At 70.7% G+C, this 26173-nt stretch carries 23 protein-coding genes and 2 tRNA genes; 3 read left to right on the top strand and 22 right to left on the bottom strand.

The genetic code is table 11. The features are described 5' to 3' along the window. Positions 1–366 precede the first annotated feature (366 nt). From ACIQ5Y_RS16055 to ACIQ5Y_RS16010, 10 genes are all read right to left on the bottom strand, one after another. Positions 367–1092: a hypothetical protein gene (locus tag ACIQ5Y_RS16055; protein WP_403880130.1), complete on the bottom strand. Its 726-nt coding sequence runs from the start codon at positions 1090–1092 to the stop codon at positions 367–369. A gap of 112 nt (positions 1093–1204) precedes the next feature. Next, on the bottom strand, positions 1205–4069 hold the full coding sequence (leuS, locus tag ACIQ5Y_RS16050; protein ID WP_403880128.1) for a leucine--tRNA ligase: 2865 nt from the start codon (positions 4067–4069) through the stop codon (positions 1205–1207). Between the two features lie 303 nt (positions 4070–4372). Next, a tRNA-Ala gene (locus ACIQ5Y_RS16045) sits at positions 4373–4445 on the bottom strand. A gap of 131 nt (positions 4446–4576) precedes the next feature. Continuing rightward, positions 4577–4810 carry a hypothetical protein gene (locus tag ACIQ5Y_RS16040; RefSeq protein WP_069920247.1) on the bottom strand — a complete coding sequence of 78 codons (234 nt, stop codon included), beginning with the start codon at positions 4808–4810 and terminating at the stop codon, positions 4577–4579. 143 nt (positions 4811–4953) lie between these two features. After that, positions 4954–5026: transfer RNA gene (locus ACIQ5Y_RS16035), tRNA-Ala, on the bottom strand. A gap of 126 nt (positions 5027–5152) precedes the next feature. Next, positions 5153–5809 (bottom strand): histidine phosphatase family protein, encoded by a 657-nt coding sequence (locus tag ACIQ5Y_RS16030; protein WP_403880328.1) that lies wholly within the window; start codon positions 5807–5809, stop codon positions 5153–5155. Continuing rightward, entirely contained in the window at positions 5806–6252 is a 447-nt protein-coding gene (rsfS, locus tag ACIQ5Y_RS16025) for a ribosome silencing factor (protein WP_328925687.1), read from the bottom strand. The genes ACIQ5Y_RS16030 and rsfS overlap by 4 nt, the downstream gene beginning before the upstream one ends. A gap of 109 nt (positions 6253–6361) precedes the next feature. Beyond that, complete coding sequence (locus tag ACIQ5Y_RS16020) at positions 6362–8095, bottom strand: LCP family protein (RefSeq protein ID WP_403880126.1); 1734 nt, start codon at positions 8093–8095, stop codon at positions 6362–6364. Between the two features lie 24 nt (positions 8096–8119). Next, positions 8120–8737, bottom strand: a complete 618-nt coding sequence (nadD, locus tag ACIQ5Y_RS16015) for a nicotinate-nucleotide adenylyltransferase (protein ID WP_403880124.1) — start codon at positions 8735–8737, stop codon at positions 8120–8122. A 41-nt stretch (positions 8738–8778) separates the two neighbouring features. Next, positions 8779–8946 carry a hypothetical protein gene (locus ACIQ5Y_RS16010; protein ID WP_384757629.1) on the bottom strand — a complete coding sequence of 56 codons (168 nt, stop codon included), beginning with the start codon at positions 8944–8946 and terminating at the stop codon, positions 8779–8781. A 140-nt stretch (positions 8947–9086) separates the two neighbouring features. Here ACIQ5Y_RS16010 and ACIQ5Y_RS16005 point away from each other — a divergent pair, with 140 nt between their 5' ends. Then, positions 9087–10202 (top strand): M48 family metallopeptidase, encoded by a 1116-nt coding sequence (locus ACIQ5Y_RS16005; RefSeq protein WP_403880122.1) that lies wholly within the window; start codon positions 9087–9089, stop codon positions 10200–10202. On the opposite strand, the gene ACIQ5Y_RS16000 is transcribed toward ACIQ5Y_RS16005, so the two are convergent. The 7 genes from ACIQ5Y_RS16000 to ACIQ5Y_RS15970 all read right to left on the bottom strand — a co-directional run bounded on the left by ACIQ5Y_RS16000 (position 10186) and on the right by ACIQ5Y_RS15970 (position 16653). Further along, positions 10186–11352, bottom strand: a complete 1167-nt coding sequence (locus ACIQ5Y_RS16000; protein ID WP_403880120.1) for a hypothetical protein — start codon at positions 11350–11352, stop codon at positions 10186–10188. The two genes, ACIQ5Y_RS16005 and ACIQ5Y_RS16000, sit on opposite strands and share 17 nt — an antisense overlap. Before the next feature lie 67 nt (positions 11353–11419). After that, positions 11420–11977 (bottom strand): hypothetical protein, encoded by a 558-nt coding sequence (locus tag ACIQ5Y_RS15995; RefSeq protein ID WP_403880118.1) that lies wholly within the window; start codon positions 11975–11977, stop codon positions 11420–11422. A gap of 77 nt (positions 11978–12054) precedes the next feature. After that, positions 12055–13344: a glutamate-5-semialdehyde dehydrogenase gene (locus ACIQ5Y_RS15990; protein ID WP_403880116.1), complete on the bottom strand. Its 1290-nt coding sequence runs from the start codon at positions 13342–13344 to the stop codon at positions 12055–12057. A 130-nt stretch (positions 13345–13474) separates the two neighbouring features. Then, complete coding sequence (locus ACIQ5Y_RS15985; RefSeq protein WP_403880326.1) at positions 13475–13969, bottom strand: hypothetical protein; 495 nt, start codon at positions 13967–13969, stop codon at positions 13475–13477. A 34-nt stretch (positions 13970–14003) separates the two neighbouring features. Further along, positions 14004–15131, bottom strand: coding sequence for a glutamate 5-kinase (proB, locus tag ACIQ5Y_RS15980; protein WP_403880114.1), 1128 nt, complete (start codon positions 15129–15131; stop codon positions 14004–14006). Between the two features lie 92 nt (positions 15132–15223). After that, positions 15224–15652: a GtrA family protein gene (locus tag ACIQ5Y_RS15975; RefSeq protein WP_403880112.1), complete on the bottom strand. Its 429-nt coding sequence runs from the start codon at positions 15650–15652 to the stop codon at positions 15224–15226. Next, entirely contained in the window at positions 15649–16653 is a 1005-nt protein-coding gene (locus ACIQ5Y_RS15970; protein WP_403880111.1) for a glycosyltransferase family 2 protein, read from the bottom strand. Before ACIQ5Y_RS15970 ends, ACIQ5Y_RS15975 begins: the two co-directional genes overlap by 4 nt. A 195-nt stretch (positions 16654–16848) precedes the next feature. Between ACIQ5Y_RS15970 and ACIQ5Y_RS15965 the strand changes: the two genes are divergently transcribed. Continuing rightward, positions 16849–19737: a CDP-glycerol glycerophosphotransferase family protein gene (locus ACIQ5Y_RS15965; protein ID WP_403880109.1), complete on the top strand. Its 2889-nt coding sequence runs from the start codon at positions 16849–16851 to the stop codon at positions 19735–19737. Further along, positions 19734–20882 (top strand): glycosyltransferase, encoded by a 1149-nt coding sequence (locus tag ACIQ5Y_RS15960; RefSeq protein WP_403880108.1) that lies wholly within the window; start codon positions 19734–19736, stop codon positions 20880–20882. Before ACIQ5Y_RS15965 ends, ACIQ5Y_RS15960 begins: the two co-directional genes overlap by 4 nt. A gap of 110 nt (positions 20883–20992) precedes the next feature. Here the strand turns inward: ACIQ5Y_RS15960 and galE are convergent, their stop codons facing one another. From galE to rplU, 5 genes are all read right to left on the bottom strand, one after another. Beyond that, the gene (gene galE, locus ACIQ5Y_RS15955) at positions 20993–22018 is read right to left on the bottom strand and encodes a UDP-glucose 4-epimerase GalE (RefSeq protein ID WP_403880106.1); all 1026 of its coding nucleotides are present in this window, start codon (positions 22016–22018) and stop codon (positions 20993–20995) included. A gap of 37 nt (positions 22019–22055) precedes the next feature. Continuing rightward, a complete protein-coding gene (locus ACIQ5Y_RS15950) occupies positions 22056–23672 on the bottom strand; it encodes a glycosyltransferase family 2 protein (protein WP_403880104.1) in 1617 nt (538 codons plus the stop codon). A 78-nt stretch (positions 23673–23750) separates the two neighbouring features. Next, on the bottom strand, positions 23751–25196 hold the full coding sequence (gene obgE / locus ACIQ5Y_RS15945) for a GTPase ObgE (RefSeq protein WP_403880102.1): 1446 nt from the start codon (positions 25194–25196) through the stop codon (positions 23751–23753). Between the two features lie 172 nt (positions 25197–25368). Further along, a complete protein-coding gene (rpmA, locus tag ACIQ5Y_RS15940; RefSeq protein ID WP_030840805.1) occupies positions 25369–25623 on the bottom strand; it encodes a 50S ribosomal protein L27 in 255 nt (84 codons plus the stop codon). Between the two features lie 13 nt (positions 25624–25636). Beyond that, a complete protein-coding gene (gene rplU / locus ACIQ5Y_RS15935; protein ID WP_015033583.1) occupies positions 25637–25957 on the bottom strand; it encodes a 50S ribosomal protein L21 in 321 nt (106 codons plus the stop codon). Positions 25958–26173 lie beyond the last annotated feature (216 nt).

Raw genomic sequence — 26173 nt, 5'->3', positions numbered from 1 at the left:
CGGCGGCACCGCCCCCAGACCCGGCCAGAGCTCCACCCGAACCCGGAAAGGGACCCGGCGGGAACTACACCCGAACCGGAAAACTCCCTCGCCCCTGCGCGGCGGCACCGCCCCCAGACCCGGCCAGAGCTCCACCCGAACCCGGAAAGGGACCCGGCGGGAACTACACCCGAACCGGAAAACTCCCTCGCCCCTCAGCGGCGGCACCGCCCCCAGACCCGGCCAGGGCTCCACCTGAGCCCGCCCCGTCCCCGGGGCGGGCTCAGCCTCAGACCCGGCAAGGGCTGCGCCCGGAGTCGCGGGGCTCCGCTCCGCCCGCTCCCGAGCATCGAACGCCCGCGTCGGTGGGGCCGCAGCCGCGGAAACCTACGTCGTGCTCTCCGGGCGTCGCGCCTTCTCCCAGGGGTACGGAGTCGCCGGCGCCGCCGGATTCAGGGCCGTCGGGGCCGGGGCCGGGGCCGACGGCTGGGGCTGCGGCTGGGGCTGGGGCTGTCGCTGCCCCGCGTCCCAGGCCGCCGCCGTTGCCGTCAGGTCGTCCACCGGCGGGCGGGACCAGTCCCGCAGCGCCCCGGACTCGACCTCGATCTGCTCCGAGAGCACGGACAGGTCGTCCTCCGCGAACCGCCGGGCCCGGTCACGCGCCGCCCACCGCAGCGAGTCCGCGGCCTCGGTGATCTTGGCCGTGCGTTCCCGCAGGTCGGGCAGGAGCTCCGCGATCCGCTTGCGGTCGGGCTCCTGCTCCAGCCGCTTCAGCTCGTCGTCCAGCTCGTGCCCGTGCGCGCTCAGCCGCTCGAACAGCCCGATCGACTCCTTGAGCGAGGCGTCCGTCCGGACCCCGTCGTACAGCGCCTGCTGCGTGGACCGCATCGACGTCCGCAGGTCGATGCGCAGCTGCGCCAGCGACGCCGTGACCCCGACCTGCCCCAGGCTCTTGGCCCGCAGCGTGGTGTCCTCGACCGTCCGCCGCGCCTGCGTGATCGTACGGTCCACACCGCGCTTCGCCGCCTGCACCACCTTGACGGTGACGTACGTCCCCAGGCCCAGGAAGGTGAAAAGCACCATCAGCGCGAAGATGATCAACGCGGCCTCCATGAGCGTCCCTTCCCCGATCCCCGCGGCTGTTTTGCCGTCCCCTCCACCGTAAACGCCACAGGCAGGTCAGGGGTTCCAATCGAACCCCCAACCTGCCCGTACGGGATCACCCTCAGATGACGATGTTCACCAGCTTCGGGGCGCGCACGATCACCTTGCGGATCTCCGCGCCCGCCAGCGCCGCGACGACGCCCTCATCGGTGACGGCCAGCTTCTCCAGGTCCGCGTCCGAGATCGTCGGCGGCACCTCCAGCCGCGCCTTGACCTTGCCCTTGACCTGCACCACGCAGGTCACGGTCTCGTCCACCACGTACGCCGGGTCCGCGACCGGGAAGTCCTGGTGGACCACCGACTCGCCGTGGCCCAGACGCTGCCACAGCTCCTCCGCGATGTGCGGGGCCAGCGGCGCGATCAGCAGGACCAGCCGCTCCGCGACCGAGCGCTCCAGCGGGCGGCCGGCCTTCGTCAGGAAGTTGTTCAGCTCGGTGATCTTGGCGATGGCGGTGTTGAAGCGCAGCCCCGCCATGTCCGAGCCGGCCCCGTCGATCGCCTTGTGCAGCGCGCGCAGCGTGTCCTCGCCCGGCTCGGCGTCGACGACGGTGACGGCGCCCGTCGACTCGTCGACGATGTTGCGCCACAGGCGCTGCAGCAGCCGGTACTGGCCGACGACGGCGCGGGTGTCCCACGGACGCGACACGTCCAGCGGACCCATCGCCATCTCGTACAGGCGCAGCGTGTCGGCGCCGTACTCCTCGCAGATCTCGTCGGGCGTGACGGCGTTCTTCAGGGACTTGCCCATCTTGCCGTGCTCGCGCTTGACCTGCCGGCCCTCGTAGAAGTACCCGCCGTCGCGCTCCTCGACCTCGGCCGCGGGCACGTAGACGCCACGCTCGTCGGTGTAGGCGTACGCCTGGATCATGCCCTGGTTGAACAGCTTGTGGAACGGCTCCGCGGAGGAGACGTGCCCCAGGTCGAACAGCACCTTGGACCAGAAGCGCGCGTACAGCAGGTGCAGCACCGCGTGCTCGGCGCCGCCCACGTACAGGTCGACGCCGCCGTGCGGCGCGCCCTCGCGCGGGCCCATCCAGTACTGCTCGATCTCCGGGTCGACCAGGGCCGACGCGTTGTTCGGGTCCAGGTAGCGCAGCTCGTACCAGCAGGAACCGGCCCAGTTCGGCATGGTGTTGGTCTCGCGGCGGTACGACTTCACGCCGTCGCCCAGGTCCAGCTCGACGTTGACCCACGCCTCGTTGCGGGACAGCGGGGTCTCCGGCTTGGAGGCGGCGTCGTCCGGCTCGAAGGTGCGCGGCGAGTAGTCCTCGACCTCGGGCAGTTCCAGCGGCAGCATCGACTCGGGCAGCGAGTGCGCGACGCCGTCCTCGTCGTAGACGATCGGGAACGGCTCGCCCCAGTAGCGCTGGCGGCTGAACAGCCAGTCGCGCAGCCGGAAGTTGACCGTGCCCTCGCCGATGCCGCGCTCGGACAGCCAGTCGGTGATCGCGGCCTTCGCCTCGACGACGCCCAGCCCGTCCAGCGAGATGTCCTCGTTCGCGGAGTTGATCAGCTTGGCCTCGTAGGAGGCGAAGGCGTCGTCCCACTCGGCCGGGTCGGTGCCACGGCCGTCGGAGGGCTGCACGACGCAGCGCATCGGCAGCTCGAAGGCGCGCGCGAACTCGAAGTCACGGCTGTCGTGCGCCGGGACGGCCATGATCGCGCCGGTGCCGTAGCCCATCAGCACGTAGTCCGCGATGAAGACGGGGACCTTCTCGCCGCTGACCGGGTTGATCGCGTACTCGCCGGTGAAGACGCCGGTCTTCTCCTTGGCGTCGGCCTGCCGCTCGACGTCCGACTTGGCGGCGGAGAAGGCGCGGTACGCGGCCACGGCCTCGGCCGGGGTGGCGTGCCCGCCGGTCCACACCTCGTGGGTGCCCTCGGGCCAGGCGGCCGGGACGAACTTCTCGACCAGCGGGTGCTCCGGCGCCAGGACCATGTAGGTCGCGCCGAACAGGGTGTCCTGACGGGTGGTGAAGACGGTGATCGCCTCGTCGCCCAGGGCGAAGTCGACGCGCGCGCCCTCGCTGCGGCCGATCCAGTTCCGCTGCTGCAGCTTGATGGCCTCGGGCCAGTCCAGCCCGTCCAGGTCGTCCAGCAGCCGGTCGGCGTAGGCGGTGATCCGCATGTTCCACTGGCTCAGCCGGGACTTGAAGACGGGGAAGTTGCCGCGCTCGGAACGGCCGTCGGCGGTGACCTCCTCGTTGGCCAGTACGGTGCCCAGGCCGGGGCACCAGTTCACGGGCGCGTCCGAGGAGTACGCCAGGCGGAACTGGTTCAGCACGTCGGCCCGCTCGCCGGCGGTCAGCTCGGCCCAGGCGCGGCCGCCGGGGACCTCACGGGAGCCGTTCTCGAAGGCGGCGACCAGCTCGGTGATCGGCCGGGCCTTCTTCGCGTCGGCGTCGTAGAAGGAGTTGTAGATCTGCAGGAAGATCCACTGGGTCCACTTGTAGTAGTCCGGGTCGATCGTCGCGAAGGACCGGCGCTTGTCGTGGCCCAGGCCCAGGCGGCGCAGCTGGACCTTCATGTTCTCGATGTTGGCCTCGGTCGACACGCGCGGGTGCGTGCCGGTCTGCACGGCGTACTGCTCGGCCGGCAGGCCGAAGGCGTCGAAGCCCAGGGTGTGCAGGACGTTGTGGCCGGACATCCGCTGGTGGCGGGCGAAGACGTCGGTGGCGATGTACCCGAGCGGGTGACCGACGTGCAGGCCCGCGCCGGACGGGTACGGGAACATGTCCATGATGAACTTCTTGGGCCGTGCGACGACCGCCGCGTCCCCGGCCAGGTCACCGGTCGGGTTCGGGGCCTCGTAGGTGCCCTGCGCGTCCCATACGTCCTGCCAGCGTGCCTCGATGTCGGCGGCCATGGCAGCCGTGTAACGGTGCGCCTCGGCCGCCTCGGGGGCCGGGGTGTTCGTCTCGCTCATGATTCCTGAAGCTCCATCGATCGTCTCTGCCGTCTCTGCCTGCCCAAACGAAAAAGCCCCTCGCACAGGAGGGGACGCCGCGCCGATGCCGACCGTCTCGTGGGTCGGCGCTGATCAGCGCGGCTCGGTAAGCAGAAGGCGTACGGCACGCATGGCGTCAGGGTACCGCAGGGGCCACCGCCGATGCCCGGTCGTTCCACACGTCGACACATGGGCAGGTGGGCACGTGGACACATCGGCACATTGACGTGTCGGCACAACGAGAAGCGGGCCACCCGATCCGGGTGGCCCGCTTCTTCACTGTGGAGCTAAGGAGAATTGAACTCCTGACCTCCTGCATGCCATGCAGGCGCTCTACCAACTGAGCTATAGCCCCTTGCCTTGCTTGCCGCTTCGGTTTCCCTTGCCGGTTCCCCTTGGCGACGTCCCAAACATTACACGGTCATGGCCCTGGTCCAAAAATCGGTTTCCATCGACCAAGCGCCACGCCCGATTTGACCCGTCTTGTCACGCTGTCGCGAACTGATAGAACCGCTTCAGCGTGCAGTGCTCGTCGAGCAGGCGGCCGTAGATCGGCTCGCCCTCCAGCTCACGGTACGTCTCGATCGGGTCGCCCTTTATGATCAGCGCCCGCGCGCATTCCTCGCACCAGTACTGGTAATCGGGGTTGACCGGTTCCATGTCCCGCACGATCGGCGTGCCGTTGTTGCACCAGTCGCACCGCCGCCGGTGTGCACCCATCCGTCAGCGACTCCCTCCCGCGTCGGGCCGTCGACTCCCCCTCCGGCGGTCCGATTCTGCCACGCCGGCGCGCGCCTGGGCAGTAAGCGCAAAGGGTACAAAAGCAAGGATCCCGCCCCCTGTTGGGGACGGGATCCTGATTGTGGAGCTAAGGAGAATTGAACTCCTGACCTCCTGCATGCCATGCAGGCGCTCTACCAACTGAGCTATAGCCCCGCTCTCCGCTGCGCTTCCCCCCGTTTCCGGTGTTCTTCGCTGCGAACAAGAAGAACTCTAGCCTGTGACCAGCCGGAAAGTGAAATCCGGGTCGGAGCCCCGGCAGGAAGCGGCAGGGAGCCGCTCTCAGTCGTCGTCGCCGAGCACCGGTTCCGGCAGGGTGCCGGCGTTGTGCTCCAGCAGGCGCCAGCCGCGCGCGCCCTCGCCGAGGACGGACCAGCAGCAGTTGGAGAGCCCGCCCAGGCTCTCCCAGTGGTACGAGTCCAGGCCCAGCAGACGGCCGATGGTCGTACGGATGGTGCCGCCGTGGCTGACCACGACGAGCGTGCCGCCCTGCGGCAGCGCGTCGGCGTGCTCCAGCACCACCGGCGCGGCGCGGTCGGCGACCTCGGTCTCCAGCTCGCCGCCCCCGCGGCGGACCGGCTCGCCGCGCTTCCACGCCGCGTACTGCTCGCCGTACTTCTCGAGGATCTCGTCGTGCGTGAGGCCCTGCCACTCACCGGCGTACGTCTCGCGCAGCGCCTCGGTGTGCGCCACGGGCAGGCCCGTGACGGCCGACAGCTCGCCGGCAGTGGCGGAGGCCCGCCGGAGGTCGGAGGCGACGATGGCGTCCGGCTTCAGCGAGGCGAGCAGCCGGGCCGCGCGGCGCGCCTGCGCCACACCCGTCTCGGTCAGCTCGATGTCCGTGGAGCCCTGGAAGCGGCGCTCCAGGTTCCACGAGGTCTGGCCGTGCCGCCACAGGACGATCTTGCGGCCGGTCTTGCCCGTTTCGGTCGTGCTCAGAACAGATCACCGTCCAGATCGTCGTCGCCGGCGGCCTCGCGCAGCTTGGCGTGCTCCTCGGCCTTGCCGATGGTGAGCTTGGCGTCCTCGGGCAGCTCGATCTCGGGGCAGTCCTTCCACAGGCGCTCCAGCGCGTAGAAGACCCGCTCCTCGCTGTGCTGCACGTGGACGACGATGTCGACGTAGTCGAGCAGGATCCAGCGGGCGTCGCGGTCGCCCTCGCGGCGCACCGGCTTGGCGCCGAGCTCCTTGAGGAGGCGCTCCTCGATCTCGTCCACGATCGACTTGACCTGGCGGTCGTTGGGGGCCGAGGCGAGCAGGAAGGCGTCGGTGATCGACAGCACGTCGCTGACGTCGTAGGCGATGATGTCGTGCGCGAGCCGGTCGGCCGCCGCCTGGGCGGCGGTGGTGATGAGCTCGATGGAGCGGTCCGTGGCGGTCACTGGCCATGCTTTCGGGTTGGCGGGCAGATCCATACAAGGGTCTCACGTACCGCCGTCACCGCCCGCGCGGAATATCCCGCGCGGGCGCGGCCACCACCCGCGGCCCGGGTCAGGACGGCTTGTAGTCCTTGCCCAGGATCACCACGACGTCGGCGTTCACCGCGTTCTCGGCCTTCTTCACGACCGTCTCCGGCAGACCCAGCGTCTTGGCGACCTCGATCGCTCGGTCCTTCGTCGCGTCGTCCTGGTAGGTGATCTGCGAGGTGGCGGCCTGCTTGTCGGCCTTGCCGCCGTCCACGAAGGTGTAGCCGCCGTTCAGGAGCGCCGCCTTCGCCGCGACCTGCGTCTTGTCGTCGCCCGTGGCGTCCCTCAGGCCGACGCGCGGGGCCGCTCCTGGCTGCGCCGCCGAGAGCGTGCCGCCCAGGACCTCCTTGACCACCTTCTTGTTGGCGTCGTCGGTGAGGGTGCCGTCCGCCTTCAGCCCGAGGAGGTCGGTGCGGTACGCGCCCACCTTGGCGTGCGCGCCGAGCCGGGAGAGCAGGGCTCCGAGCGTCTGCGCGTTCAGGCCCGGGTCGAGGATCTGGCCCATGCTCTCGACCGTGACGGCCGCGGCCTTCGGGTCGCTCGGGATCTTGCGCAGGACCGCGTGGAGCACCTTGCCCATGCGTTCCAGCGGCTTGGTCTCCGGCTCCCCCTGTGCGCGGTACGTGGCGTACGCGACGGCCATGGGGCCGCTCAGGCTCTGCTTCTGGCCCTGGGCCACGGCCGGGGCCTTGGCCGCGTCGTCCGCCGGGACCGCGGTGTCGGTGTCGACCTCGATGCCGCCGACCAGCTCGACGAGGTTCTCCAGGAAGGGGGTGTCCAGCCGCCAGGTGCCGCCGATGTGGGTGCCGAGGACCGAGTCGAGGGCCTCGCGGGTGCCGAGGCCGCCCCCTTCGACGGCCTTGCCGAGCGGCGTGGTCGTCCCGTCCTGGCCGGGGACGCCGAGGGCGTTGGGCAGCAGGACGGTGGCGCCCTGCTTGGTGGTGACGTTGTCGACGAGCAGCGCGGAGGCGGTGCCGCCCTTCTTGGTGTTGTGCAGGTGGACGACGATCATGTCGCGCTTCTGCGCGCCGGCGTCCGCGGTCGCCGCGTTCTTCTTCTCCCCCGGGCCGTCGAGGAAGGGCAGCTTGCCCGCGTACCAGAGGTAGCCGAGACCGGCGACGACGAAGAGGGCGAGGACGACGATCAGCGCCACCACCCGGTTGCGGCCGCGGCGGCGGGCCTCCTCACGGCGCTCGGTCCGGCTCTCGGTGAACTTCAGCCAGTCGATGACGTCGTCGGACTCCTCGTCCGGCTGGTCGATGAAGGCGAACATCTCGGTGCGGTAGTCCCGGCCCGCCTCGGACCCGGCCCCCGGCCCGGACTCGGACTGGGGACGGCGCGGCTCGGGGACCTGGACGGCCGGGCGCTCGGCCGGGGCCGGCGGGGCCTGGGACTCGGCGGGCGCGGGGGCCGAGGGCGGCTCGGGGGCGGTCTGCTGCGGGATCCACTGCTGGGTCGCCTGGGTGTCGTACCCGTAGCCGGGCGCCTGCTGCTGGTACTCCTGCCCGCCGTACTCCGGGGCGGGCTGCTGCTGCGGGTAGTACTGCTGCTGCTCGGCGTAGCCCTGGTAGCCGTAGCCCTGCTGCTCGTACGTGTCGTACCGGGGGTCGTACTGCTCGTACTGGGGGGCCTGCGGGGCGGGCCGGCCGGGGCGCGCGGGCGCCTGGCCGTACACCGGCCGTCCGTAGGCGTCGTAGCCGATGAGCTGCTGCTCCTGGGCGACACCGTACGGGTCGTACGGATCCTGTCGGTCGTTCACCGCGGGGCCCCTCTCTCCGGAAGCTCAGGCTCCCCGGTACAGCTCACGCTTGTCGATGTAACGCACGACACCATCGGGCACCAGGTACCAGACGGGATCCCCCTGGGCCACCCTCGCACGGCAGTCCGTGGAGGAGATCGCCAGCGCCGGTACCTCGACGAGCGAGACTCCGCCCTTGGGCAGTCCGTCGTCGGTGAGCACGTGGCCCGGCCGGGTGACTCCGATGAAGTGGGCGAGCGAGAACAGCTCGTCGGCGTTGCGCCAGGTCAGGATCTGGGCGAGCGCGTCGGCGCCGGTGATGAAGAACAGGTCGGCGTCGTCGTTCAGCGCCTTCAGGTCGCGCAGGGTGTCGATCGTGTACGTCGGCCCGCCGCGGTCGATGTCGATGCGGCTCACCGAGAACTGGGGGTTCGACGCGGTGGCGATGACCGTCATCAGGTAGCGGTCTTCGGCGGGCGAGACCGCCCGCTGGGACTTCTGCCACGGCTCGCCGGTCGGTACGAACATCACCTCGTCGAGGTGGAAAAGGGCGGCCACCTCGCTGGCGGCCACCAGGTGTCCGTGGTGGATCGGGTCGAACGTCCCGCCCATCACGCCGAGGCGGCGCTTGACCGGGCCCGTAGGCACTTCCTGCTCTCCCATGAGCGCAGAGCCTACTGGCCCGGCGGACGCGCCGGACCGGCCTAGCGGTCGCGGTTCAGGCGCGTGGTCACCCAGAGCATGAGCAGCAGGATGCCGAGCGCTGCGCCGCCGGTCAGGTAGGGGCTGAGGCTGTCGTGGTTGCCGCCGTGCTGCTCGACCTCCTCCGAGGCGAGGAGGACCAGGTTGTGGGCGGTGGAGGCGAGGCTCATCAGGCAGGTACCTATCGAGTCGGGGAGCGGGCGGAGACTTCGCTCACATCGTATGCGGGGGCCCGGGGCACGCTCACGCCGACTCAGGCGTTGGAGAGGATAGACGCAACGCCAGTCAGGCCGACCCAGGGGAGGGCGCAATGACGGAGACAGGGCTCGGACAGTCACCCGCGAGGAACCGCAGGAGGTTCCCCGGTATCTCGTCGCGGGCGTACGAGCACCCGGCGGACCGCTCGGCGCTGGTGGCGCTGCGCAAGCTGAGCGGCTTCGACACGGCCTTCAAGGCTCTGAGCGGGCTGTTGCCCGAGCGGAGCCTGCGGCTGCTGTTCCTGTCGGATTCGGTGCGGGTGGGCGAGACCCAGTTCCCGCACCTGCACGCGATGCTCCGCGACGCCTGTTACATCCTGGACCTGGAGAAGGTCCCGCAGATGTACGTCCAGCAGGACCCGAAGCCCAACGCCATGTGCATCGGGCTCGACGAGCCGATCATCGTGGTGACCACGGGCCTGGTCGAGCTGCTCGACGAGGAGGAGATGCGGGCGGTGGTGGGCCACGAGGTGGGCCACGCGCTGTCCGGGCACGCCGTGTACCGCACGATCCTGCTCTTCCTGACGAACCTGGCGCTGAAGGTGGCGTGGATCCCGCTGGGCAATGTGGCGATCACGGCGCTGGTGACCGGCCTGCGCGAGTGGTTCCGCAAGTCCGAGCTGTCGGCGGACCGGGCCGGGTTGCTGGTGGGACAGGACGTGCAGGCGTCGATGCGTGGGCTGATGAAGATCGCCGGCGGCAACCACCTCCACGAGATGAACGTGGACGCCTTCCTCGCCCAGGCCGAGGAGTACGAGGCGGGCGGCGACCTGCGCGACTCCGTGCTGAAGATCCTCAACATGCTGCCCCGCACGCACCCCTTCACCACGGTCCGGGCGGCCGAGCTGAAGAAGTGGTCCGAGAACCGCGACTTCCAGCGGATCATGGACGGCCACTACCCGCGGCGGGAGGAGGACAAGGACACCTCGGTGACCGACTCCTTCCGGCAGTCCGCCTCGCACTACGCCGACTCGGTGCGGACCAGCAAGGATCCGCTGATGAAGCTGGTCGGCGACCTCGCGGGTGGTGCGAACGACCTGGGCGGCAAGCTGCGCGACAAGTTCGCCACGGCAGCCGGGGGCGGGTCGTCCGCGGGCACGGGTCCGAACGGCAAGGCGGGCCACGACGCCGGGGGCAAGGACGAGCCCGGGGCTACGGGCCGGGACTGACCTGGGAGGGTGCCTGGGTGGGTGGCTGGGCGGGTGCCTGGGAGGGCTGCGCCAGTACGCCGCACAGCCCGGCGGAACGCCTGGGATGGCCGCTGGCGTACGGGTCGCTGGCGGCCGGTCCCACCGTGGTGGGGCCGGCTCCGGCGAGGACGGGGCGGAAGGCTGCCGCCGGGTCCTGGGAGCAGTCCTGCGGCCCGGCCATCACATAGGCCGAGACCAGCTCCGCCCGGCGGGCGGTGAGGTCCACCCGGTCGAAGCGCAGCCGCAGCTCGCGCCGGACGGTGAAGAGCGAGGCGCCCTCGGCGGCGGCCGGGGCTCCGGTGGCGGGTCGTACGGCGTAGACGAAGGTGTGGTCGGTGATCACCTCCAGCACGTCGGGTGCCACCTCCGCGAAGGCGAGGGTTCCGTTCACCCGGACCCGGGAGTCGGCCATGACGGCGGTGCCCGGGTCGAAGCGGACCAGCCAGCCGGTGGCCGCGTGGCGGCCGTCGCCGGAGGGCGAGCCCATGCTGCGGTCGAACTGGTCCAGTTGGTCGGGGTCGAGCAGCACCCGCACGGGCCGCGAGGCGGAGCCCGACAGGATGTCCGGGTCCAGCGAGGACTGCACCAGGTAGTCCTTGGCGATGGACAGCGCGGCGACGACCTCGCTCTCGGTGAAATGGTCCGTGCGGCGCACGGCCGGCAGGGTGATGCCGGCCGCTCCGACGCGGTAGTCGGCCGCGGGGCTGCTCGCGTACAGGTCCGCCGGGCGGCCGCCGGGCACGGCCGTCGCGGGCGCCAGCGGGACGACGGTGCTGCTGAGGGGCTCCGCGGTTCCGCCGGGCGGCGGGACGTACGGATTGCGCAGCCCCATGTAGACGGCGACCGCGAAGGCACAGGCGATGAGCAGCACGAGCAGCATCCCCTGCCGGGCGCCCCTGCCGGGCGTGCCGGTGCCGGAGGCTGAGCCGCTCCCCGACCAGATGGAGCGGCTGCGCACGGCCCGGGCGTGCTCGCCCATGCGTTCCTGGGCGGAGTACTCCTGGAGCCGTGCGGCCCTTACGAAGTCCTCGTCGAACACGACGGACCGGTATTCGTCCGCGCGGAACTCGTCGTCGCCCCCGCCCATGCCGTCGGGGGTGCCGTTGGGTGGATCTCCTGGAACGGCCATCGCTTCTCCCGCTGTCCCCGCTTCAGAGAAGCCCCCAGCTCCGGCAGATGCAAGTGGGGTCGTACCTTCAGGGTTGGCGGCCGGAGGGGTACGTAAACGCGCCGACGCCCGTGACTTCCTTGAGCGGGGTGCTGGCGGGCGCCGGAGCGGGGTCGGCCTCGCCCGAGGCGCTGCGGTACACGGCGCTGAAGGCGAGCGCGATCATGCCGAGGCCCATCACGAAGGCGAGCACCCAGGCGACCGGGCGAAGCCAGGGCGAGCGGCCGCGGTACGGGCGCAGGCTGCCGCCGTAGGCACCGTACGGGCCGTCGTAGTGGAACCGGCCCCGCTCGTCGTCCCAGCCGTGTTCGTCGGCGTCGTCGTACCCGTCGGGCCGGCCGTAGCCGTAACCGTCGTAGTCGTCGTCGCCCGTCCAGCCACCGGCGACGGCACGGGCCGCTTCGGCCTCGGCACGCGCCCGGTCGGCCGCCCGCTGTCGCTCGGCGGCACTCGGTTCATGAATCTCGGCGTTCCGGACGAAGGCCTCGTCGAACACCACGGAGGCGAAGTCCTGATCCGCGCCTCCGCGGTCGTCGTCGGGCTCCCCGTCGTCCGGGAACGGCTTGCCCCCCACGTCGTCCGGCACAGGAACAGCCTAGACCTGGGGGGCACCTTTGGGCAGGGTGTGCGCCCAAATCCGGCCACACCGTGTTCGCCGGGTGGTTACCGGATGTGACCGTCGCCGGTGACGATGTACTTGGTGGAGGTCAGCTCGGGAAGGCCCATGGGGCCCCGGGCGTGCAGCTTCTGCGTGGAGATGCCGATCTCGGCGCCGAAGCCGAACTGACCACCGTCGGTGAACCGGGTGGAGGCATTCACGGCAACCGTGGTCGAGTCGACCAGCTGGGTGAAGCGGCGTGCCGCGGCCTGCGAGGTGGTGACGATCGCCTCGGTGTGGCCGGAGGTCCAGCGGCGGATGTGGGCGACGGCGTCGTCGAGGGAGTCCACGACGGCGGCGGCGATGTCGTAGGACAGGTACTCGGCGGCCCAGTCCTCGTCGGTCGCGGGGAGGGTCTTCGCCTTGGAGTTCTCGGCTGCGGCGAGGACGCGGTCGTCGGCGTGGACGGTCACGCCGGCGTCGGCGAGGGCGTCCAGGGCGCGCGGCAGGAAGGCGTCGGCGATGTCGCGGTGCACGAGGAGGGTCTCGGCGGCGTTACAGACGGAGGGCCGCTGGGCCTTGGAGTTGATGAGGATGTCCACGGCCATGTCCAGGTCGGCCTGGGCGTCCACGTAGACGTGGCAGTTGCCGGTACCGGTCTCGATGACCGGGACGGTGGACTCCTCGACGACGGTCTTGATGAGCGAGGCGCCGCCGCGCGGGATGAGTACGTCGACGAGACCGCGGGCGCGCATCAGCTCGCGGACGGAGTCGCGGGACTCGCCGGGGACGAGCTGGACCGCGTCGGCCGGCAGGCCGGCGCTCTCGACGGCGTCGCGGAGGATGGCGACGAGGGCGGTGTTGGACGCGTAGGCGGAGGAACTGCCGCGCAGGAGGACCGCGTTGCCGGACTTGAGGCAGAGGGCGGCGGCGTCGACGGTGACGTTGGGACGGGCCTCGTAGATGATGCCGACGACGCCGAGGGGGACGCGGATCTGGCGGAGGTCGATGCCGTTGGGGAGGGTGCTGCCGCGGACGACCTCGCCGACGGGGTCGGGCAGGGCCGCGACGTCACGGACGTCGGAGGCGATGGCCGCGACGCGCTCCGCGGTGAGGGTGAGGCGGTCGATGACCGTCTCGCTGGTGCCGGCGGCCCGGGCCTTGTCCGTGTCGACGGCGTTGGCGGCGATGATCTCGGCCGTACGGGCCTCCAGCGCGTCCGCGATCGCCAGCAGGGCCGTGTCCTTGGCGGACCGCGGGAGTGGGGCGATGGCGGCGGCGGCCGTGCGGGCCGCTGCCGCGGTGGTGAGGACGGGGGAGGTGGCGGTGGCGGTGGCGTCGTCGAGCGAGGTCATGCCGCCCAGGGTAGTCCCCGGGCGGCCCCCCGCCGACGGGCTTTCCACCTCGCGAGACGGCCCCCGGCCGGGGGCAGGGCGCGAGCCCGGGGCTCTGCCCCGGGCCGGCGGGTGCCGCTGCGCGGAGCGGCTAGTACGGGTGCACGCCCACCGGGTGGGCCGGGGGTGGGCCGTAGCCCTCTGCGACCCGCTGGTGGTAGGTGGCGCGGTCGATGACCTCCAGGCCGACGATCTCCCACGGCGGCAGCTGCGCCGAGGAGCGGTGTTCGCCCCACAGCCGCAGGGCGACGGCCGCCGCGTCGTGGAGGTCGCGGGCCTCCTCCCAGTAGCGGATCTCCGCGTGGTCGTCGGCGTAGCGGCTGGTCAGGAGGAAGGGGTGGTCGTGGGCCAGTTGTTCCAGCCCGCGCCGGACCTCGGACAGCGGCGCCGGCTTGCCGGAGACGCTCAGGGTGACGTGCCAGAGGCGGGACGGTTCGGCCTTCGGTTCGCTGTTCTCGTCCCGCCCGTTCCCGTCTCCGCCGTCACCGTCCCCCGTGCCGACGCTGGTCAGCGCTCGTCTCACCAGCCGCCTCCTGTCTCCGCCACGCGTGTCCGCCCGGGGCCCGGGCCCCTCACAGTTGACCAGTCCACGGGCCGCCGCGCGGCGGTTTTGCCGAAGCTCAGCCCTGCAGCAGGACGAGATCGTCCCGGTGGACGACCTCCCGTTCGTACTCGGGTCCGAGTTCCGCCGCGAGCTCGCGGGTGGAGCGGCCGAGGAGCTGCGGGAGCTCCTTGGCGTCGAAGTTGACCAGGCCGCGGGCGATCGGCCGGCCGTCGGCGGAGCGCAGTTCGACCGGGTCGCCGGCCGCGAAGTCGCCCTCGACGGCCGCGATCCCGGCGGGCAGCAGCGAGCTGCCGCGTTCGGTGACAGCGCGGACGGCGCCTTCGTCGAGGACGAGGTGGCCCTGGGGGGTCGACGCGTGCTGGAGCCACAGCAGCCGGTCCGCGGAGCGGCGTCCGGTGGCATGGAAGTGGGTGCCGGTCGCCCGCCCGGCCAGGGCGTCGGCCGCCTGGCTGGCCGAGGTGAGGACGACGGGGATGCCCGCCGCGGCGGCGATCCGGGCGGCCTCGACCTTGGTGACCATGCCGCCGGTGCCCACGCCCGCCTTGCCGGCGCTGCCGATGGAGACGTGCGCGATGTCCTCGGGCCCGCGGACCTCGTCGATGCGGGTGGTGCCGGGCAGGGACGGGTCCCCGTCGTAGAGGCCGTCCACGTCCGAGAGGAGGACGAGGAGGTCCGCGCGGACGAGGTGGGCGACGAGGGCGGCCAGCCGGTCGTTGTCGCCGAAGCGGATCTCGTCCGTGGCCACCGTGTCGTTCTCGTTGACGACGGGCAGGGCGCCCATCGCGAGGAGCTGGTCGAGGGTGCGGTAGGCGTTGCGGTAGTGGGCGCGGCGGCTGGTGTCGTCGCTGGTGAGCAGCACCTGGCCGACGCGGACGCCGTAGCGGGCGAAGGAGGCGGTGTAGCGGGCGACGAGCAGGCCCTGGCCGACGCTGGCGGCGGCCTGCTGGCGGGCCAGGTCCTTGGGGCGGCGGGCCAGGCCGAGCGGGGAGAGTCCGGCGGCGATGGCACCGGACGAGACCAGGACGATCTCCTTCTCGCCGCCGCTGCGGGACTTGGCCAGGACGTCGACCAGCGCGTCCACCCGGTCGGCGTCGAGTCCGCCGGCCGCCGTGGTCAGGGAGGAGGAGCCGACCTTGACCACGATCCTGCGGGCGTCCACGACACCTTGCCTAGCCGCTGACACGTCTTGTCCCCTTGCCCCTTGCCGGAATGCACCTGCCGTCAATGCATGCCGTCTCAATCTACGGTGTCGCGCCGGGCCGCCGCTCGGCGGTTTCAGACCGTGGACGAGGTCCCGACCGGCTCGCGTTCCCCGGCCTGTCCGGCGGCGCCCGGGATGAGGATCTTGCGGGAGATGACGAAGGTGAAGGGGATGGCCACGACCGCCGCGACCAGGGGGGCGATGCGCGTGTCCATCCCGGCCCAGGCCACCAGGGCGTAGAGGCCGACCGACTGGATCACGTAGTTCGTGACGTTCGTCAGCGGGAAGAGGAGGAACTTCTTCCACGTGGGTCGGGTCCGGTACGTGAAGTACGTGTTCATGAAGAAGGAGCCGACCATCGCCAGCACGAAGGCCAGCGAGTAGGCGGCGAAGTACGGCATCCACGGGTGCAGCAGCAGGTAGAGCCCGAAGAAGGTGCCGGTGTTGACCCCGCCGACGAGCGCGAAGCGGAACACCTGGCCCAGTTTTTCTCTTCTGCTCATCGGGAGCTGCGCTCCACGACCGTCGGCTCCACGGCCTTCGGCTGCGTCACCGCGGCGGCGGGCCGGGCGAGCGCGTCCACCCCGTGGGACTCCTTCACCAGGAAGTGCGGCCGCCGCTTGGTCTCGTAGTAGATGCGTCCGATGTACTCGCCGATCAGACCCAGCATGATCATCTGTACGCCGCCCAGGCCCGTGATTATGGCGACGAGGGTGACGTAGCCCGGCGACTCGACCCCGTTGGTGATCGCCATGACCGTGATCCACAGCGCGTAAAGGCAGGTCAGCGCGACCAGCGAGACGCCGAGCCAGATCCCGATGCGCAGCGGCCGGTTGTTGAAGGAGATCAGGCCGTCCATGCCGTAGTTCAGCAGGGAGCCGAACTTCCACTTGGTCTCGCCGGCCTCGCGCTGGGCGTTCTGGTAGTCGAAGTGGACGGTGTCGAAGCCGATCCAGGAGAAGAGGCCCTTGGAGAAGCGGTTGTACTCCGGCAGCGACAGCAGGGCGTCCACGGCAGGGCGCGACAGCATGCGGAAGTCGCCGACCCCGTCGGTGAGCTCGACATCGACCCAGCGGTTCACGCCCCGGTAGTAGAGGCGGCTCAGCGCGCTGCGGAGCTTCTTGTCGCCCTCGCGGGTGCGGCGGGCGATGATCTGGTCGTGGCCCTGCTGGTGGTATTCGAGCATGGTCGCGATGAGCTCCGGCGGGTGCTGGAGGTCCGCGTCCATGATCACGACGGCGTCGCCGGTGGTCTCGCGCAGGCCGGCGAGCATGCCGGCCTCCTTGCCGAAGTTCCGGCTGAAGGAGACGTACCGGGTCCGCTCGCCGTGTTCGGCGGCGATCTTCCGGAGCTTGTCGAGGGTGCCGTCGCGGCTGCCGTCGTCGACGTAGCAGACCTCGTACTCGACGGGCAGGGAGTCCAGGACCCTGCGGATCTCGGCGTCGAAGCTGTCGATGACGGCTTCTTCGTTGTAGCAGGGGACAACTACGGACAGCTTCGTCATGGACACTTCCTGCTGGCTCCGAACGGGTGATTGTGGGCGACCGGACCCGCCACTCACCTCTTCCTTAGAAGTATGCACGGCGACGGTCGGCGGGCGGCCGGCCGTCGGGTCGGCCTGCGGGAGTGGAGGGCGGCACACGGTAGCTTTGACGAGATAAGCGGAATGAGCTGAACGAAACGAAACGAAGGGATCGAGGTGCACGTGCCCGACGTCTCCGTGGTCGTCATCGTCTACAACGACGCAGAGCGTCTGTCGACAGCAGTCCAGTCGGTATTGGACCAGACCCTGCACGGGGTCGAAGTCGTGATCGTCGACGACTGCAGCAAGGACCGCTCGTACGCGGTCGCCCAGGAGCTGGAAGCGGCGCATCCGGGGAGAGTGCGCGCCTTCCGGCTGCCGGAGAACAGCGGCGGCTGCGGTGCGCCCCGCAACCACGGGATCCAGCAGGCCACCGGCACGTACGTCATGTTCCTGGACAGCGACGACGTGCTCGAGCGCAACGCCTGCCGGAACATGCTGGACGCGGCCGAGCGCACCGGTTCCGACCTGGTCTCGGGCATGTGCGTCCGCGTGCACCTCGACAACCGCTGGGGCAAGACCACCGAGTGGTACCCCTGGATCTACTCGCGCACGCGCACCCTGGAGTCGATCACCGACTTCCCGGACCTGCTGGTCTACGACACCCTCTCCACGAACAAGTGCTACCGGCGCGAGTTCCTGCTGGAGCAGGGCCTGGAGTTCCCGGTCGGGATCCACTACGAGGACCTGCTGTTCTCCGCGCAGGCCTACGTGGCCGCCCGCCGCATCACGCTGATCCCGAACCACGTCTACTTCTGGAACGTGATGGAGAAGGCGGCGGCGAAGTCGATCAGCAACCGGCGCCACGAGATCGCGAACTTCGTCCACCGGATGGAGATCCACCGCCGCGTCGACGAACTGCTCGCCTCCAAGGGCCACACGGACATCAAGTCCGCCAAGGACGCCAAGTTCCTCAAGCACGACCTGGTGCTGCACCTGCGTGACCTGCCCCTGCTCAGCGACGAGTACCGGCAGGAGTTCGCCCGGCTCGCCAACGGCTATCTGGCGGGCATCGACCCGGCGGCGTACGAGCACGTCACCCACCTCCAGGCGATCTGCGCCTACCTGCTGGGCAAGGAGGACTGGGACAACCTGCTCCCGGCCGCCGACGCCATGACCAACAAGGGCCGGCTCTCCTCCCCCCTCGCGGAGCGCGACGGCCGCGTCTACTGGTGCGCGCGGCACATCGACGACGCCGACGAGGCCGACGCGGCGGAGGCCCGGCGGATACTGGACGTCACCGAGCAGGGCTTCCACACCACCCCGCTCGCCTCCCTCCAGCTGGGCAACCGCCTCACCTCCTACGAGGACGACGGGCGCGGCACCGTCACCCTGTCCGGCGCCGTCGTGAACCCGCTGGGGAAGATCCCGGCCGACGCGGAGCTGAAGGCCTCCCTGGAGTTCCGGGCCCGCCGGCAGATCGGCGTGCGCTCCTTCAGCTTCCCGGTGGCAACCGTGCGCCACGCCGGTGACACGATCGAGTGGAGCGGCAGCGCCGACATCGGCTCGACCGTCCGCCCGCTCGGCATCATCGACGCCGTCTGGGACGTCCGCCTCAAGCTGACCGCCGGGGGCACCAAGATCACCACCCGGGTCTCGGTCGGCGGGGTCGACCTGGAGAAGGCGGCCCGGCTGCGCGTGCGGCCGCGGCTGACCCGGCTGGTCTCCGACCGCTTCGAGCCCGAGGTGACCAAGAAGGGCAACCTGTCCTACGTCCTCACCGCCGAGGGCGCCGCCGCGGTCCGCACCCAGTCGCTGATCAACAACGCCATACAGGGCAAGGCGGCGAACGTGGTCAAGCGGGGCCTGCGCAAGGCCCTGCGGGTCCGCCGGAACATCGGCTCCGGCGAGCAGAAGGTGAAGGTCTACCACGAGGTCTTCTCGAAGCTGCCGATCAAGAAGGGCACGGTCGTCTTCGAGAGCCACATGGGCAAGCAGTACAGCGACAGCCCCAAGGCGATCTACGAGGAGATGGTGCGCCAGGGCGTGGCCTTCGAGGCGATCTGGTCGTACGCGGGCGGCAAGCCGACCGGCTTCCCCAAGGAGGCCACCCTGGTGCGCCGCTGGAGCTGGGCCTACCTGCGGGCGCTGGCCCAGGCCGAGTACTGGGTGGACAACCAGGGCTTCCCGCTGGCGCTGACCAAGCGCGCGGGGACCACGTACATCCAGACCTGGCACGGCTCCGCACTCAAGCGAATGGGCTTCCACGAGCCGCGCACCAAGGCGCAGGGCAAGGCCGGGCAGGACAAGTTCCAGGCGGCCGTCGACCGCTTCGACCACTTCCTGATCCGGTCCGAGCACGACGCCCGCACCCTCGCCAAGGGCTTCCGGCTGCGCGACGAGGTCCTGCTGCGCAGTGGCTACCCGCGCAACGACGCCCTCGTCGAGGCGCAGCTCGGCGAGGCGCAGAGCGGTGAGCGGGTGCGCGGGCCGCTGGCGGCCGAGCTCGGCATCGACCCGGAGAAGAAGGTGCTGCTGTACGCGCCCACCTTCCGGGCGGCCGCGGACGGCACGGTCGAGGGGTTCGTGTTCCCCTTCGACGTGGAGGAGTTCGCGGAGCGGCTCGGCGACCGCTTCACGCTGCTGGTGCGCACGCACTACCTCAACAGCGTTTCGCTGCCGCCGTCGGTCGAGGGCCGCGTCATCGACGTGTCCCGGCACCACGACATCACTCCGCTGCTGGCGCTCGCGGACGGGCTGATCACCGACTACTCGTCCGTGATGTTCGACTACGCCGTGCTGGACCGGCCGATGGTGTTCTTCGCGTACGACTACGAGAAGTACGCCAACGACATCCGGGGCACCTACTTCGACCTGAAGGAGAAGGCTCCGGGCCCGGTGGTGGCCACGGCGGACGAGCTGCTGCAGGCGCTGTCGGCCTTCGAGGAGGCGGACGCCAAGTACGCGGAGGCCCGGCAGCGTTTCCTGACCGAGTTCGGCGAGTACGACCGCGGGGACGCCGCCCGCCAGATCGTCGAGAAGTTCTTCACCGGGAGCGGCAAGTGAGCCGGGACATCTTCATCGTCTCCAACAACGTCGACGAGCTCGGCGGCGTGACCACCTGGTCCCACCAGATGGCCCGGCTGTTCACCGAGCGCGGGCACGAGGTGCACATCGTCGGCATCGCCCCGGTCCCCGAGGAGATCCGCCAGAAGCTGCCGCAGGACCTGCCGTACGGGATGACCACCCTGTACGACGCCCACCCGCCGGCGGCGCGCAGGCTGCACGGGATCAAGGGCCGCCTGAACGCGCCCGAACGGCGCCGGCAGGCGGCCCGGCGGGCGAAGATGCGGGTCAAGGCGGAGAAGCTCAGCGAGCTGTTCCGGGCGGCCCGCCCGGGCAGCGTGGTCATCGTCACCCAGGTCTGGGCGATGGAGTGGGTGGCCCTCGCCGACACCAAGGGGCTCACCGTCATCGGGATGAGCCACGAGTCCTTCGAGGCCAGCCAGAAGTCCACCCGCGGTGCGCGCGTGCGCCGGCACTACCCGGAGGTCGACCGGCTGCTGGTGCTGACCCCGGAGGACGCGGACCTCTGGATCCGGTCGGGCATGGAGAACGTGGGCAGCATGCCGAACCCGCTGCCCTTCATGCCGGACTCCCCCGCCGCGCGCACCGGGAAGGTCGTGGCGTGCGTCGGCCGTCTCGCCTTCGAGAAGGGTGTCGACCTGCTGCTCGACGCCTGGGCGGAGGCCTCTCCGCAGCACCCCGACTGGACCTTGCGGATCTACGGGGCGGGTGTGGAGGAGCCGGCGCTGCGGGCGCACTGCTCCTCTCTGGGGCTGGACGAGACCGTGGAGTGGATGGGCAGCACCGACGACGTGCTGGGCGTGCTGCGCGAGGCTTCGGTCTTCGCGCAGGCCTCGCGGGCCGAGGGCTTCCCGATCACCCTGCTGGAGGCGATGGCGGCGGGTCTGCCGGTCGCGGCCTTCGACTGCGCGCCGGGTGTGCGGGAGATCGTCCGGCACGGTGAGGACGGACTGCTCGCGCGGCTGGGCAACACGATGGAGCTGGCCGGGCACCTGGACGCGCTGATGAGCGACGGCGAGCTCCGCGACCGGCTCGGGGACACGGCGTTCCGTTCGGTGAAGCGCTACTCCAGCGCCGAGATCACCGACCGGTGGGAGGAGCTCTTCTCCTTCCTGGAGCGCTGACACGAGCGCCGACACGAGCGCCGACACCGCCCCGCGCACATGAGGCCGCCCGCCCCGGAGGAATCCCGGGGCGGGCGGCTTCGCTCTGCGAGAGGTGGTACCGGGCCCGGTCAGAGCTCGTGGACGTCCTTGTGGCGGTCCTTGTGCCCGGCTTTCGCCGCCTCCTTGTTGGCCTGCCAGCCCGCCCAGGCGGAGGTCACCATCTCCTCGACGTCGTGCTTGGCCCGCCAGCCGAGCACACGGGTGATCTTGTCGGCCGAGGCGACGACCTTCGCCGGGTCGCCGGGGCGGCGCGGGCTGATCACCGGGGCGTGGGTGTGCCCGGTCCCCTTGTTCAGGAGGTCGACCATCTCGGCGACGGAGACGCCCTCACCGCGCCCGATGTTGACGGTGAGGTCCTTGTACTCCCCGGCCGCGGCCCACTCGGCGAGCTTGTGGGCCGCCGCCACGTGGGCCTCCGCGAGGTCCTCCACGTGGATGTAGTCGCGGATGCAGGTGCCGTCGGGCGTCGGGTAGTCGTCGCCGAAGATGAGGGCGCCCTCGCCCTTGTCGAACCGCTCGAAGACCATCGGGACGAGGTTGAACACGCCCGTGTCGGCGAGCTCGGGGGTAGCGGCGCCCGCCACGTTGAAGTAGCGCAGGCAGGCGGTGGAGATGCCGTACGCCCTGCCCGCGGAGCGCACCAGCCACTCGCCGGCCAGCTTCGTCTCGCCGTAGGGGCTCAGCGGCAGGCACGGGGTGTCCTCGGTGACCAGGTCCACGTCGGGCATGCCGTAGACGGAGGCGGAGGAGGAGAAGAGGAAGTTGCGCACGCCCGCGTCGGCCACGGCCTGGAGCAGGACCGTGAGGCCCTGCACGTTCTCGTGGTAGTAGTACAGCGGCTTCTCGACGGACTCGCCGACCTGCTTCTTGCCCGCGAGGTGCACCACGCCGGTGATCTTGTGTGCGCGGATGACCGCGTCCACGGACAGGCGGTCCAGGACCGATCCGACCACCAGCGGGACGCCCTCCGGCACACGGTCCTCGTTGCCCGTGGAGAGGTCGTCGAAGACGACGACCTTCTGCCCCGCGAGCACCATCGAGCGGACGACGTGCGATCCGATGTATCCGGCGCCACCGGTGATCAGAAAGGTCATGTGTAACTCCCTGTCCTGTCGTTTTCGTGTGCGGTGTTCAGTGCGACGCGCACGCTGCCCTGGCGCGGTCGATCCGGTTCCGTACGAGGAACATCGCGCCCGCGGCGCCCGGCGCGAGGCGCAGGGCGAGCGAGCCCGAACCCGTGCGGTACGGCTGCGTCAGCAGAACACCGTACCGGCTGCTGGGCAGGGCGCGGCGGCGCAGCAGGCCTCCCCGCGGACGCAGGGAGGTCTTCAGGGAGCTCCCGTCCGCGCACTCCACGACCGCTTCGACGTGCCACGCCTGCAGTCGGCGCAGGCCCATCCTGCGGCCGGTGGCGGCCAGGTCCCCGAGGCGGAACGGAAGCACCACCGACCAGCCGCCGTCCTCGTCCGGGGTCAGCTCCACCGCCTTGGCCGGTACGGGTTCTCCGCCGGCGCGGGGCAGGAAGCGCAGCCGCACGGTGCGCGGGCCGGCCGCGGCCAGCCGCCCGTACAGGTCGTGCAGCCGCAGCCGCACGGCGGCGTTGCCCGCGGGTTCGGCGTCCATGGTCACCGGCAGCGCGGCCGTCGGCAGCTCGCGCAGGCCGTCCAGCTCGACCGGGAGCTCCTCGCTCCACACCGGCGCCCCGTCGGGGGCGGTCGCGTACGGGGGCAGCAGCCTCGGCGGCTCGGCGGCGAAGCTGGTCAGCCGCTCCACGTCGGCGGGCGGGGTGGGGGTGGCGCGCAGCACGCGTACGATCCAGCGCGCGTGCGGGGCGGCGGCCTCGACGGCGGCGTCGTCGAAGGTGTCGAGGTACTCGCGGGTCAGGGTCCACCAGGCGGCCTGGTACTCGGGGTCCTTGCCGAGCTCGCGCAGGTACATGCGCAGGTCGTACTCGAGGAACTTCACGTGGCAGGCGTGGCCCAGCGCCGGGGAGGCGGCGGCGAGTGTCCGGGCGGCGGTGCGGTGGGCCTCGATGCGGGCGCGCCAGTTGCCGACGTCCTTGCGGTCGAGGGAGATCGACACCTGCGCGGCGTCGCGGCGCACGTGCCACACGTAGACGAGGTCGTCGATCACCGCGACGCGGGGGGCGGCTGCCAGGACGCGCGCGGTGAAGGCGAAGTCCTCGTAGACGAAGCGGCCGTCGGGAAAGCGGATCGAATGCTTATCCAGGAATGACCGGTCGTACAGCTTGTTGACGCAGAGCGTGTCGCGGACGAGATCGGGCCGGTCCGTGGGCTGCTCGATCACATCGCCCGCGGTGTACAGCCCGGGCATCCACGGCACGTCGTGGTGGAGCGGAAGCTCTCGGCGTACGCACGCGCCGACCGTGACCGGGGCGCGGTGCTCCTCGGCGGCCCGCACCAGGGCGTCGGCCGCCCCCGGGGGCAGCACGTCGTCGCTGTCCAGGAACAGGACGTACGGGGAGGTCGCGGCTGCGATGCCGTCGTTGCGCGGGGTGCCGCACCCGCCGCTGTTCTCCGTGCGGTGCACGACCTTCAGACGCGGGTGGCGGGCGGCCAGCTCGTCCAGCACCCGCGCGGTGCCGTCGGACGAGGCGTCGTTCACGGCGATGACCTCGGCGACCACCGGGCCCTGGGCGAGAGCCGATTCGACGGCTTCGCCCACGAGCCCGGCGTCGTTGTACGCGATCACCACAACGGAAACGGAGGGGGGGTTCGTGCTGCTCACCCGGTGGATCCTAGGCGACCCGGGTAAACAGGACCTCAAGGCAGAGCTACGCCCGGGTAGCGCACGCCACGATCAAGATCAGAACGGCCGGAACTCGTCGTACTCCTGCTGCGCCGTGTCCCCGCGACGGGCTTCCTTCTCCTTGCGGCGCTGGGTGGCCGGGCGCGGAGCCTCCATGCGGTGGTCCTCACCGCGGCGGCCCAGCATCTCGGCGCCGGCCATCATGGTCGGCTCCCAGTCGAAGACGACCGCGTTGTCGTCGGAGCCGATGGCCACGCCGTCACCGGCACGGGCGCCGGCCTTCCTCAGCGCGTCCTCGACACCGAGGCGGTTGAGGCGGTCGGCCAGGTAGCCCACGGCCTCGTCGTTGTTGAAGTCGGTCTGGCGGACCCAGCGCTCCGGCTTCTCGCCGCGCACCACGTACACGTCCTCGGCCTCGTCGTAGGCGACGGTGAAGCCGGCGTCGTCCACGGCCTTCGGGCGGATGACGATACGGGTCGCCTCCTGCTTGGGCTTGCGGGCGCGGGCCTTGGCGACGACCTCGGCGAGGAAGTAGGAGAGCTCCTTCAGGCCGGTGCGGGCCACCGCGGAGACCTCGAAGACCTTGTAGCCGCGGGCCTCCAGGTCCGGGCGGACCATGTCCGCGAGGTCCTGGCCGTCGGGGATGTCGACCTTGTTCAGCACCACCAGGCGCGGGCGCTTCTCCAGGCCGCCGCCGTAGATCTTGAGCTCTTCCTCGATGACGTCGAGGTCACCGACCGGGTCGCGGTCGGACTCCAGGGTGGCGGTGTCCAGGACGTGCACCAGCACGGAGCAGCGCTCGACGTGGCGCAGGAACTCCAGACCGAGGCCCTTGCCCTGGCTGGCGCCGGGGATCAGACCGGGGACGTCGGCGATCGTGTAGACCGTCGAGCCGGCGGTGACGACGCCCAGGTTCGGGACCAGCGTCGTGAACGGGTAGTCGGCGATCTTCGGCTTGGCGGCGGAGAGCACCGAGATCAGCGAGGACTTGCCGGCGCTCGGGAAGCCGACCAGCGCCACGTCGGCGACGGTCTTGAGCTCCAGGACGATGTCACCGGTGGAGCCGGGGACGCCGAGGAGCGCGAAGCCGGGGGCCTTGCGGCGGGCGGAGGCGAGCGCGGCGTTGCCGAGTCCGCCGCGGCCGCCCTCGGCGGCGACGTAGGTGGTGCCCTGGCCGACGAGGTCGGCGAGGACGTTGCCCTCCTTGTCGAGGACGACGGTGCCGTCCGGCACGGGCAGGATCAGGTCCTGGCCGTCCTTGCCGGAGCGGTTGCCGCCCTCGCCGGGCTTGCCGTTGGTGGCCTTGCGGTGCGGGCTGTGGTGGTAGTCCAGCAGGGTGGTGATCGCCTGCTCCACCACCAGGATCACGTCACCGCCACGGCCGCCGTTGCCGCCGTCGGGGCCGCCGAGCGGCTTGAACTTCTCCCGGTGAACGGAGGCGCAGCCGTGGCCTCCGTTACCCGCGGCGACGTGCAGCTCGACGCGGTCCACGAAGGTGGTCATGGTTGTTCCTCCAGATACATACGGGAATGTCCCGGGCCGAGCGGATCGCGCTCACTGCCCATTAAACGTGTCTATGTGACAACGCGCCGAGGGCGGACCTCTCTTCCCGGCTTTCGCCGGGAAGAGCTGAGATCCGCCCTCGAAGGTGTTGCGAACGCCTAGATCAAGAAGATCAGGCGGCCGGAACGATGTTCACGACCTTGCGGCCACGGTGCGTGCCGAACTGGACCGAACCGGCCTGCAGCGCGAACAGCGTGTCGTCGCCACCACGACCGACACCCGAACCCGGGTGGAAGTGGGTGCCGCGCTGGCGGACGAGGATCTCGCCGGCGGAAACGACCTGACCGCCGAAGCGCTTCACGCCGAGCCGCTGGGCATTGGAGTCGCGCCCGTTCCGGGTGGACGATGCGCCCTTCTTGTGTGCCATGTCTCAGTCCCTCTTACTTCGCAGCCGCGGGGATACCGGTGACCTTGATCGCCGTGTACTGCTGGCGGTGACCCTGGCGACGGCGGTAGCCGGTCTTGTTCTTGTAGCGCAGGATGTCGATCTTGGCGCCCTTGTGGTGGTCCACGACCTCGGCCGTGACCTTGATGCCGGCCAGGACCCACGGGTCGCTGGTCACGGCGTCGCCGTCGACAACGAGCAGGGTCGAGAGCTCGACCGTGTCGCCAACCTTGGCAGTGGAAATCTTGTCAACCTCAACGATGTCGCCGACAGCAACCTTGTGCTGGCGACCACCGCTGCGCACGATGGCGTACACGCGGATCTCTCTCTCACTCGGGACGGATGCTCCTGAAGCCAGCCGCTCAGGCGGGCCGGAGCCCGAACTGATCCGGATTGGACGAGCGGCCTCTCCCGCAGTGGTGCTCAGCGGGAGGAAGGTGCTCAGGAGCGCGACGCGTCCAGGACACGTCGACGGTCAAGACTACGGGCCCCGGCTCGACGAGGTCAAACCGGGTCCCACGGCGCCGTGCGA

The organism is Streptomyces sp. NPDC096339, from assembly GCF_044762985.1.
Classification (GTDB): domain Bacteria; phylum Actinomycetota; class Actinomycetes; order Streptomycetales; family Streptomycetaceae; genus Streptomyces.
The sequence above is the reverse complement of the archived record's forward strand: the minus strand, read 5'-3'. Positions and strand labels throughout refer to the sequence as shown.